The 11,812-nt window shown below is 34.9% G+C and carries 8 protein-coding genes and 1 pseudogene; 2 read left to right on the forward strand and 7 right to left on the reverse strand.

Annotated features, from left to right (window positions below):
- Positions 1 to 13: 13 nt before the first annotated feature.
- The 7 genes from C1G49_RS08190 to cps2T are packed head-to-tail and all read right to left on the reverse strand — an operon-like array spanning position 14 to position 8,452.
- Entirely contained in the window at positions 14 to 1,321 is a 1,308-nt protein-coding gene (locus C1G49_RS08190; RefSeq protein ID WP_105125303.1) for a DUF2142 domain-containing protein, read from the reverse strand.
- Positions 1,318 to 2,577, reverse strand: a complete 1,260-nt coding sequence (locus C1G49_RS08195) for a polysaccharide biosynthesis C-terminal domain-containing protein (protein WP_105125304.1) — start codon at positions 2,575 to 2,577, stop codon at positions 1,318 to 1,320. The genes C1G49_RS08190 and C1G49_RS08195 overlap by 4 nt, the downstream gene beginning before the upstream one ends.
- A 32-nt stretch (positions 2,578 to 2,609) precedes the next feature.
- A complete protein-coding gene (locus tag C1G49_RS08200) occupies positions 2,610 to 4,334 on the reverse strand; it encodes a rhamnan synthesis F family protein (RefSeq protein WP_105125310.1) in 1,725 nt (574 codons plus the stop codon).
- Between the two features lie 20 nt (positions 4,335 to 4,354).
- On the reverse strand, positions 4,355 to 5,569 hold the full coding sequence (locus C1G49_RS08205) for an ABC transporter ATP-binding protein (RefSeq protein ID WP_024384360.1): 1,215 nt from the start codon (positions 5,567 to 5,569) through the stop codon (positions 4,355 to 4,357).
- Positions 5,569 to 6,375: an ABC transporter permease gene (locus C1G49_RS08210; protein ID WP_105125305.1), complete on the reverse strand. Its 807-nt coding sequence runs from the start codon at positions 6,373 to 6,375 to the stop codon at positions 5,569 to 5,571. The genes C1G49_RS08205 and C1G49_RS08210 overlap by 1 nt, the downstream gene beginning before the upstream one ends.
- A gap of 2 nt (positions 6,376 to 6,377) precedes the next feature.
- The gene (locus tag C1G49_RS08215) at positions 6,378 to 7,307 is read right to left on the reverse strand and encodes a glycosyltransferase family 2 protein (protein ID WP_105125306.1); all 930 of its coding nucleotides are present in this window, start codon (positions 7,305 to 7,307) and stop codon (positions 6,378 to 6,380) included.
- Positions 7,304 to 8,452: a beta 1-4 rhamnosyltransferase Cps2T gene (gene cps2T, locus C1G49_RS08220; protein ID WP_105125307.1), complete on the reverse strand. Its 1,149-nt coding sequence runs from the start codon at positions 8,450 to 8,452 to the stop codon at positions 7,304 to 7,306. The genes C1G49_RS08215 and cps2T overlap by 4 nt, the downstream gene beginning before the upstream one ends.
- A 192-nt stretch (positions 8,453 to 8,644) precedes the next feature.
- Between cps2T and C1G49_RS08225 the strand changes: the two genes are divergently transcribed.
- Both C1G49_RS08225 and C1G49_RS11185 read left to right on the forward strand, forming a co-directional pair.
- A complete protein-coding gene (locus tag C1G49_RS08225) occupies positions 8,645 to 11,194 on the forward strand; it encodes an LTA synthase family protein (protein ID WP_161942102.1) in 2,550 nt (849 codons plus the stop codon).
- A 472-nt stretch (positions 11,195 to 11,666) separates the two neighbouring features.
- A pseudogene (locus tag C1G49_RS11185) lies at positions 11,667 to 11,812 on the forward strand (ISL3 family transposase); the annotation flags it as partial.

Genomic DNA, 11,812 nt, shown 5'->3' on the forward strand with positions numbered 1-11,812 from the left:
CCACTATCTTAAATTACAACCAATAATAATCCACTATCAAAAATAGATACATGATAAAGTTAATGACTACTGTGCCAGTGATCAACCGCATCAAATACTTCTGTTTTACCGATACACTTACCTGCTCTTTTAACATTAAACATGCCGGAAATAGATAGACTAAAAATGGAGTAAAGTATCTTCCTTGTGCCCCTTGAGAAATTATCGCATTTGGTCCAATAGCTGTAGGTGTCCATGCAAAGTACATCCCCGCCACAATGACAACCACTTGAATAGGGAGTACAAATAGCGAAGCAAACCCTACTGTTTTACTTATCTTTAAATTTCCATCATTAAACAACAACAGCGTGAAAATAAAAATATCTATAAAAATTAACCAGAGAGGTAATGGGGTGACAAACCAGCCAAAATAACCAAAAATACCAACTGTTAAAATCCCGTTAAGGTGATCATTTCTATTATTGATTACTAAACTATTTCTCATCACTTCCATAAAATGTACTACACCACCATTATCTCGTAGGAATAGATAGGTAGCAATTAAAACTAGTCCAAACCCTAAAATAAGAATTGGTAATCTTCTCTTTTGAATCCATTTTAAAATCGAATTAAACTTAGATAAGATGCCTTCAAATTCAAAATCAACAAAAAACAATAGTGCCAAAAGTAAAATATTATTTGCTTTTGTTAGATATAGTAGCAAGGATAGAAATATTAAGTTAATAAATTTCCTGGTGGTCAGTACCTTATCTACCAATAAGTTAACATAAAAAACAAAAAATGCAACAACAGCCAGATAGTTCACCACATCATAAGACAGTGAGCCAGCCTGCTGAATCATCATAGGTAAAAGTGAGACAAAAAACAGGGTCATCTTCCCATACTTTATTTTTTTTATCAAATAGTAGATACCTATAATATAGACTATTGTATTAAAAAGGCGCCCTATAGTGACCATCATACCATATGACGGATAAATCAATTTACCTACAACTAGACCAATTAGCTGAGGTGTACTCATTAACGATTTCAGAGAAAAATCGATAGATAATTTGTCCTTTGAAAAATCACGAATTTTGGTAAAAAGGCTTGAATATTCTGTAGAATCAACTGCATAAATCTCCGGTTCTGAATACGCAAAATCTGCTGTCCGTAATTCATTCATTGCCTCTGTATCTCTACTTGTCGGAGAATCAAATAATATATTCCACGACATAAAAGCATGTGTTGCTTCATCAGGAACCTTTGTCACAGGCATAACAAATATTGAAATTAACAAAAAGGGGATTGCTAACCTTAAAAATAATTTTTCTATCTTCATTCTTGTACTTCCCAATTCAAATGTTTTTGCAATTTTAGATATATTACTAAAGAAATTAAAAACCAAGTCCACATCGAACTAACAAAAGCAACAGCTGCCCCCAATATTCCATAATATTCTACCAGTGGATTAGAAATCAATATGGATAATAAACAAGAAATTGCAAATGAAATTACGAGATACTTTTGCTTCCTCAAAACAGTAAGCATGTTATCACAAATGGTTGCAAAGGTACTCGCAATTCCCCCAAGCATTGTTATAATAAAACTGAGCCAGTATTTATTAAGATTCGTTCCATAGAGAATATTTAATGCCGGAATCCCCAACACTATTCCCCCAACCAAAACTAACACAGCCAACCCGACAACCATTTTAACGATACGCTTCTGATATTGTTTAAACTGATTATAGTCCCCAGCTCTTCTATAGATTGCCAACTGAGTTATCATGGGTCTAAACAAAATCAATAAAATATTCATTGAAAAAACAGGCATGAATAAAATATTAAAATCTCTTTGAACACCTGTTCCTATAACACCTCTCTCAAAAAAAGTATTCAAAGCATATTTAGGTTGATTATAGATAGTAACAAGTAAAAATGCATTAATAAATAACGGCAAGCATTCTGACAATATATTTTTAATGGCTTTCAAATTAATTTCTTCTTTGATAACCCTCGTAAATTGAAACAAATTCGGAACATCAAAAAAGAAAACAAATAAATATGAGCTAATTACTAGATAGATTAATGAGAGTAGCAGGTTATTGGTTATAAACAAACCAAGTCCAAATGTCAAAATCACAATAGAGTTTCTCAAAAAAAGTGATTTACCTGCAATATCTAGCCGAGTATTTTGTTGAAACAATCCTTGAAAAACATCCGACAGAGCATCACTTCCGCGATACAAACATATTAGGAAAATACAAGCAGATTTTTGAAATTCATATTTAGACAGAAAAATATAGCTTAAGGCAAGTAATAGCATAATAGTGATTGTTATAAGCCTTGTTGCAAGATACTGGCTAAACGAAAACTTTTTCGAAACATCAGTCGCTTGATAATCTCTTACCTGAAAACCAGCAATGATTACAAAAAGATTTGCTACTGCATAAGCAAAACTAAAAATATCAGCCTCTAATTCCGTCAACAAACGTGTTACTAGTAACAATAAAAATATTGATATTGCTGCTGAAGAAATACTCCCTAATAAATTCCAAATAAATATTGTTTTTGGTGATACTATTTTGCTCTTCACACTATCTTCCCCTTGTTTGTCATCCGTTATCCCTAATTTTTTAATAGAGATTTCTTTATCATCTTAAACACACTTACAATCCCAACAGATATTATCTTTAGTGTCCTTCTCAGTCCAATTTGTAAAAATTCCTTTTCTTCAATAATTAAACGCAATTCTCTTTCACTAGAAAAACTAATCTTTTCCAAGATTGGACTCACATTTTCAGTATTCTCGACCACTGCATAATCGTTTGATAAATCCCACGCGCTATAAATAAATAATATTGGAACTAGCAATAATCTATCTTCTTTTGAAAAATCAATGTTTCTAAATTTGTCCTCAATCTTTTTATAGTGTTCTATTTTTATCCAATACCAACTTACTTCTTCTCCAATTATATAAGGCAGTTTATAAAAATCAACTTTCTTAGTTCTCACAAGTGATTCATAGAGTATGTTCAATTGACGAATAAGTTCTGGATTGCCCTCTCGAAGACTTTGTTTATCATATCTTTGATTGGTTGTTAAGTCTGGAATAACTACAGCCAAATTAGATTGTGATTCAAAATTAGAAATCACCGCATCAAATGATGTAAAAAACATTTTCCTCAACTGATGCCTGTCAATAATATCCTCTACAGAATATTTTGTTTCCTTTGTTTGTTTGACAGTTATATGAGCAAGATATTTGGCATCTCCCATATAGTTGTTTACTATTTCAAAAAAAGTCAATTCATCTGTTTGTTTTACAATTTGTGCTCTCAATTGGTAGGTGAATAAATATCTCTCAACTATACTACACTTATTTGAAAAGTCAGCATCTGGCAATGTTATTAGTAACTGGCACCTATCGGCTATTTTGCATAACTCTTCAATGTATTCTTCAAAAATAGAGACTGATTCTATGTGAATATGAAGAAGCACCGATGTCGAATAACGAGCGATTTCTGTTGTTTGCGAAACCCGTATTGGAGGAATAAAACTCGTACCCGGAATAATTATCTGCCTCAAATGCCTCTCGATTAATTCAACTGGATATTTCGTTTTCATCCTAATAAGATGTAATAAAGAGTATATTCTGTCTGGATATTCGGTAAAACTCTTTATTTTTATGAACGGAACATTATTTTTAAGTATAACTTCTGGATATTCTAGTGTAACGTTGCTATTTTCAAGGGTTTTACAATAAATGGACGTATCTAATACACACTTATAGCTATAGCCTTCTGATAAAAGTATTTTCGTCAATTGTGTCTCATATAATTTTATAACATCTTGAATATCTGTTAACTCACTTACCAATGACCAAAAACCAACAAATGCTTGACTCTGCAAGATTCGTTTTTTAAATACCATAAAATATGACTGTAAATGTTCCGGGACAACTACACTATCTATTTTTGTCTCTAAGTGATTGGTCATCCCCCAAAAATCTACATCAACATCACTGTCAAATTGACTATAATAATCCTCTAGGTCCCAGAGGGGGCCGAAACATGTATCATTCATCAGAGTTACCGAATCATATTGATAAAATGTTACTTGATTCAGCCCTTCTTTCCATGCCGCAAAATCATAACCAATATTATCTCTTTGGATAAAAAAATCAATCAGTCGTTCCGACTGTAAATATTGTACTATGTCTTTTGAAACATGGCTGTTAGAAACAAAAACTATGTCTGAATAAATACTTCGTATCGACTTTAATTGATAATAAATATATTCACTGACAACATTATATTTATTATAGTGAACATATACCAACAAACGCGACATTCTGCCTCCGTTATATTTTGTTAATCTAGCAGCTCCCATTGGCTATTTCTCTGAATAAACCCGGTTGCTGCGTCTTCCTCTGCAATATTATCAGTACTAAACTTCCTACTAATAAAAATAGCTGGTGTGTCAGATGTCTTGGCAAATAATAACGGCTGCTTATTACTATTTCGTACTGACACCGCCATTTTTAATTTTGCCTGATTAATTGAAGGTAGCTTACATTTCACTCGGAAAAACTTCTCGCCTTTGCCAAACGTTTTTAAATCCATAGAATTGTCGTTATATACATCAAAATGACGTTCTAAATCTAAAAATGTAAATGCAATATGTGTTTCAATATCTTCTAAAACCGTATATCTAAACTCGATTTCAATTGATTCATCTGGTTCAATTTGATTTTTTGAAACCAGGTTAATCTGCAAATCTTTTACAATATCACTCTGATGCAGAGGTTCTTCGTTTTCTGTAACTTCGCTTATTGAGGCAAGCACATTATCAAAACTGTATTGATTAGCTACATCATCAGGTTCTCCTAATGCTTTGACGTATCCTTTCTCTATAAGAAGAGCTTTATTACAATACTTTTTCACAGCTCCCATATCATGGGTGACAAGAATGGTCGTTTTTCCACTTTTTTTACGCTCTAGGAAGTAATCATTACATTTACGCTGAAAGGCCTCATCACCGACTGCTAGAACCTCATCAAGTATCAGAATATCTCCTTGAGCTTTAATGGCAACTGAAAAGGCTAAACGTACCTGCATACCACTAGAATAATTTTTCAACTTTTGATTCATGAATTCACTTAATTCCGCAAATTCAACAATATCATCATACATTGCATCAATTTCTTCTGCAGTAAATCCTAACATCGCACCGTTTAGGTATACATTTTCCTTACCAGTTAGTTCCGGATTAAAACCAACACCAAGTTCAATAAAAGAAACTAATTTACCATCCACAGCTACAGTCCCTCTTTCAGGAACATATATTTGAGATAAAATTTTTAACAGTGTCGACTTACCAGACCCATTGCGACCAACAATTCCAAAAAAGTCCCCTTTTTCAACTTCAAAACTGATATCCTGCAAAACATTATACTCTACGTAGCCTTTAATCCCTTTAAATAAATTGACTAAAGTAGTTCTTAGACTCTGACTACTCTCCGTTGGAAGCTTAAAACTCTTGCTAACATGTTCTACTTTTACAGCAATATTATTATTTTTTACCATTACAAAATCTCCGCAAACTTTTTGGCATTTTTTCTAAACACAGTTATACCCAATAGGTAAACAACGACTGGAAGAATATACGGAATTGCCACAATAACAGGATTTTCTATCAATTCACTAACTGTAGTATTCCCAGAATAAACAATAAAATGTCTCAAGTCTTGAATAATTTGTGCAACAGGGTTCAGCATCATCAATTTAGCAAATGTTACTTGCCCACGCTGTAAAATGAATGTTAGTGAATAAATAATTGGTGTTGCATACAATCCAGCCTGTAAGAACACCTCCCAAATTGGACCAATATCTCTAAATCTTACAAATAAAGAGGATAAAATGAAAGCTATACCTGTTGCTAGCAATGCCAATTCAAAAAACAATGGGATTATAATTAGAACGGACCAAGTAAAGGGAACCCCGTTAATAGCAGCAAATACAAACACAACCATTAAGTTAATGGCGTAATTAATTGCAGCTCCTGCAACTGAAGAAAAGACAATAATTTCTTTCGAAAAATTCAATTTACGCAACAAATCTCCACGAGAAACAATGGACATCATTCCCATGTTGGTTGCTTCAGTAAAAAAGTTCCAAGTAACCATACCAAGCAGTAAGCTTACTGCATAATGTGGAGTTCCATCATCAAAACGCAAAAAACGTACAAAGACTAAATACATAATTGTAAAAAGTAACATCGGTTTCAAAATCGACCAGAGATGCCCAATGATCGATCCTTGGTAGCGTAATTTAAAATCAGTTTTGACCATTTCTCTTAAGAGAATTTGGTTTTCTTTATTTAATAAATTCATAACTATTCCTTATAAGCAAATTTTGTCACAATCAGTGTTGTAAACACAAAGGTGTGAAAAGCCTTGTTTTTTCGCAAGCCATATTTCTTCAAAATCTGATACCGTTCCAACATTGGTTTATCCATGATGGTCACAAAGGCTTGGACTAACTCTCTATCAGCCGGTGATAAGGGCTTATCAAGCAAAAAGCTGGCTTGTTTTTGACTATTTTTTATCAATTCCCAATAAACCTTGAATAGGATGTGGGGACGAATCCATTTTTTAAAGCGTTTAGACAAGGTTCTAGCTCCCAAAACGTTATCCGCATGTTGGCGATAGAGTTCTCCAGGCTTGTCAATAAAAACCAGTTTACCCAAAGCCGATGCCAATAAAGCCAAGTACCAGTCATGCATCAAAACGTCTTCTGTTCCAGACCACAGTTCTGCTAGGGTATGGTTGATCATGGCAACACCACCAGTCACCGTATTCTCGGTCAATTCTTGCACCAACTCAGTATTGGCATGGTGGGACTGGGAACGGATCATGCTCTCTGCCATGACGTGCAAGTCTTGGTTGACGACAGTCAAATCCATATAGACCATCAGAGGCTGGTCAGTCGGATAGGATTGAGCTTCCTGCAAACTAACTTCCAACTTGTCAGGCAACCAGACATCATCCTGATCACTAAAAAAATAATAATCAGCCTTCTCATACTGAACTAGGCGATGAAAGCTTTTTATCACCCCAAGATTGTTACATTCTTCAAAATCGATCAGGCGGATGCGACTGTCCTGTCTTGCAAAATCTTGTAGCAGGTCTTTCGTTTGGTCACTGGAACCATCATCTCGTATCAATAATGTCCAATCTGAAAAAGTCTGCTCTTGGATAGAGCGAATTTGCTCAGCCAAGAACTGTTGACCATTGTAGGTTGACATCAGTATATTTACTTTCATTGTAAAAATAATTCCTCGTATTCTTGGACTATCTTTTCCCAAGTATAAGCAGTACTCATGTGCTCTTTGGCAATCCGTCCAAGTTCCTCTGCTTCTGCTTGTCCATCAATCCTGTCAATCAGTTGAGACAGATTACCCTGCTCCTTAGACCAATAGTGGGCGCCATTCAGGGCTACTTTCTGGTTAAAATCAACACCTAGAACTAAATTCTCCTTGGTCTGAGCCAATGCTTCTAAGAGGCTGGGATTGGTTCCGCCCACTTCATGTCCATGAATATAGGCCCGGCATTGATTGCGAAGATACTTGAGTAGATTAGTGTCATATACTGTTCCGACAAATTTAATCCGCTTGTCTCGCGAAAAATCTGTTTCCTCTTCAAGCTTTTGGAAATAAGCAGAGCCTTCATGATTGGCAACGATGACCAAATCACGCTCGGTCGAACTAGCCATAAATTCCTTGATAGCTGTCAGATAATTATTTTCAGGAACAAAGCGCCCAATAATCAAATAATAGCCTTTTTCAGTCAAGTTCCATTGTCCAAAAAAGTCAAGAACAGCTTGGCTATCCACTTGATAGTCTGTCGGACTTAAATCCGTTCCGTAAGCGATGAAGCGTGTCTGAGTACCTGGATAGGCAGTCTGAATGTAGTCTTCAATGCCTTCATTATCGGCAATCAGCAAATCTGCATGTTTTGCCATGAGCTTTTCAGCGTATTTTAGATAGGATTGGACAGGTTTGGACCACTTGCTACGCTTCCATTCTAACCCGTCAGGATTGACAAATAAGGTCCCGCCTACAGAGTGAATCTTCTTAGCAAAGGGACCAATAAAGCCACCTATGGTATTTCCCAAAATATAGAAAATAGGAGCTTCCATATTTTGAGCTTTCACCAGTTCTAGTGCATAGGAAATGGCCATCATGTCGTAGGCAATGACGCGAGCCGGGCCTAGTTTGGGAGGATTGATAGTGAAACAATCGGCTCCCTTATATTCTGAATGCTGATGGTGACTGCTGTCAGATAGACAGGCCACATGGTAGCGGATATTGGGGCTTACTTGGTTGGAAACCAGTTGCTCGACAAAGGTTTCAAAACCTCCGTACTGGGCAGGTAAACCACGACTACCGATGATAAAAATGTGTTTCATGTATCCTCTCCATCAAATTGCAGTTCTTTTCATTATACCATTTTTTCATTTTTTTTCCTATAGACAACCTGACTTGGTGTCGAGTTCTTCCTCAAACAAGTCATTGAGAAATTTTGAGTTAATGAGAAAAATTTGATATAATGTATACTGGTTTTTACCAAGAAATAATAAAACTTAGAATTGTCAATAACCATGAAATTATTCAAGCAAATTATTCACATACTACTATCCATCATATTATTAGGAAGTTTATTCCATTATGTACATCTCATTCAAAATGAACTAGGAGCTACAAATAACAATGGAATAATAAAAATAATAGCAACTCAACCAAACCAAGTAATCGATAGTATACAAGTAAATGGACGTTATATCCATCCGTCAGAAATTATAGAAAATCAATGGGGAATCAATGATGCCGATTTAATCCATACTTATTCCTCAAAAGATAAGGAGAGTTTACTTGCAATCAGAATATCCTCACCTATAAGAACATTATCTCTTGAGTACTTTGCCAGTGAAGAACCAAGTAATATAAAAATTAAAGTGGGAGACCTATTTACTAAATCCATCGACATATCAAACGGAAATAAATTCAAAAATTTAGCCTTCATTGAGCTCCCTCATATGTTACGAATAAGTAAAGATAATCAATTTTGGTATTTGCACCTAGTAATACTTGCTGTCGGTCTATCTTGTTTTATCTTAAAGGGAGCAACGTGGAGAATAAAAAAAAGAGAAATAACAATTTTAATAGTATTACTAATTACTCAACATATATTCACAACTTTTACGTTTTCTCGTTTATATCGCGATGAATTAGTAATTTTTAATTCAATTTTTAATAAAAACGAAACTCAGCAACTGTTAAGCGTACTTACTTTTATAATATTTTTTAGCTTTACCGGATATAAGCAACTGAAAGGGAGAACATTTAGATTCATTAAACTACTCACTTTGTCGCTAATGTATCTTTTAGTCCCTGTTTTTTCTTTGTTTATTATAGAAAATAGCTACTCAAAATTCTCCTATCTTTCTGCAAATATCCTATGGAGTAATCTAGTCATTATTGGCATACTCTATCTAATACTAACTTTTGCAACTAACAAACGCTTTGCTAGCCTCTTAGTCATATCAACCTCGATATTCGTTGGCATAAACAACCAATTGTTGATAGACAGTCGTGGAGCACCGCTACTGTTCTATAATATTTTTCAAATTACTGATGGATTAAATGTGGCTTCTAGCATCGATATTAACTTCAACAATAGAATGTTACAAAGCGTGGTATTTTCTTACATTTTATTGATCTGTTTTCTTTTTAGTCCTAAATTACATTTACCAAAACTGACACCCAAAAATCATTTTTATTCTAGTTATGATTTTAAATGGCCGAAACGTTTCATTAGAATATTACTAAGTTACATAATCTTAATAACAATTGTTCCAATTATTAACCAGACTATCGTCACTAAAGCTAATATACCATTAAACTACTGGAGAATGTACGTTACATATGGTCAATTTGGTCTACCGCTCGCACTCAGCTCTTTCTATGAAGATAGTAAAATCTCTAAACCTAAAGGATATTCAACTTCCACACTCAATGATGTTCTTGAAAAGTACTCACCTGAAACAGAAAGACAAACAATCAGACCCAATATTATATTTATTCAGAACGAATCGCAGAGCGACTTTTCAAATTTACATGGTTTAAATATGGAACCCGATCCATTAGCAAATCAGCATGCGTTAAAAGACAATACTGTTCATGGTACACTTAATGTTTCTGTATATGGCGGAGGTACAGCAAATACAGAATACGAAGTGCTAACAAGCAACTCTATTAGTTTACTATCTTCTAATTTATTCCCATACCAACAGATAATTACTCAAGAACGACCGAGTTTTGCAACTTATCTAAAAAATAAAAATTACGATACTGTGGCATTACACCCCCAATCCGGAAATAATTATAACCGCAACGCAGTATATCCTCTATTAGGATTTAATAAATCTTATTTTTTAGATTCCGAACCTGCAATCAGTAGCTTAGCACCGTTAATAACCGAGCGCGGTTGGCCATCCGATCAATTTCTGTTTAACGGAATAAAAGAACTTTATACAAAAAAAGGAAAGAACCCCCTCTTTAGCTTTGTTGTTACCATGCAAGGACACGGAGGCTATCCGAGTACAGAAACAATCTACCCTCGTAAAGTTAGCATAAATGGCTCAACTTCTGAATACTTGGCCGAAACAGAATTCTTGACTAGTCTGAAGAGGACCGACGAAGCATTTACAGATTTAGTTCAGTTCTTCAGTTCTTATAAAGAACCTACTGTCATCGTTATGTACGGTGACCACCAACCCAGATTAAGTCAGGAATTTTACGCAAAGTTTATGGACGAAAATGATCTAGCTTCTAAATATTCAACTCCTTTTGTAATTTGGACAAATTTTGATATTAAAGAACGTAAACCTACAACGATTAGCTCAAACTATCTCGTTCCATATCTAATGGATATTCTGTCTGAGTCTGACCACGCCCTTCCTCGATCAGCTTATCAACAGTTTTTGAGCGATATGCAAAATGAGGTCCCAATCATTACTAGTTGGGGCAATATAGATAGCCAAGGAAAACAAAATAAGGAGCTATCATCGCTACCATTGTACCAAACATATTTACACCTTGAATATAATAGTGCAGTTGACAAACAGCCTCTCCTAGCCTTATATGAATAATCATAACCACCATCCAACAGGTGGTTTGAACAAGGGCTAAATGCCGACAACACCACACCAGCCAGCGCCTAAAGTCGCTGGCTTTTGCATTCTTTTCACACGTCACTAGCTTCTTTAAGAAGCTTTCTGTCTACTGTCAATTATACATAGAGGGACCATCCTACTCTTTTACAATTAACTTATCAAGTCTATATCTATTTTCCTATTCTTTTAATAGTGAAAAGGGCTCTCAAAAGCCCTCTTCAGCTTATCTAGTAGAAACAACAAAAGAGATAAGAAAGGAAATTGGGTCTCTCTAGGTAAAACTTTTCATCTACCACTACAGTTGACAAGAAGCAAAAAAACTCGGCTCTATAATTTCTGTAGTGGGTAAATCCACTGTAGAGTTTATGGAGCCATTTTAAGTGTAGAAAAAAAGTCCCATATGACCTATAATGAAAAGCGACTAAACAACTCATTAGAAAGGGTTCATATGGAACAGCTTTATAATACCACAGAACTAATCGGAATCAAAGACAAAAACATCAAAATTCTCTTCGTTTTAAAACATCAGACCCATCTGGAAATTCGGGCAAGGCTGGATTATGACAGCCCTAGCTGTCCTCATTGCCAAGGGAA

Origin of the sequence: Streptococcus suis (assembly GCF_002960625.1) — a bacterium.
Classification (GTDB): Bacteria; Bacillota; Bacilli; order Lactobacillales; family Streptococcaceae; genus Streptococcus; species Streptococcus suis_T.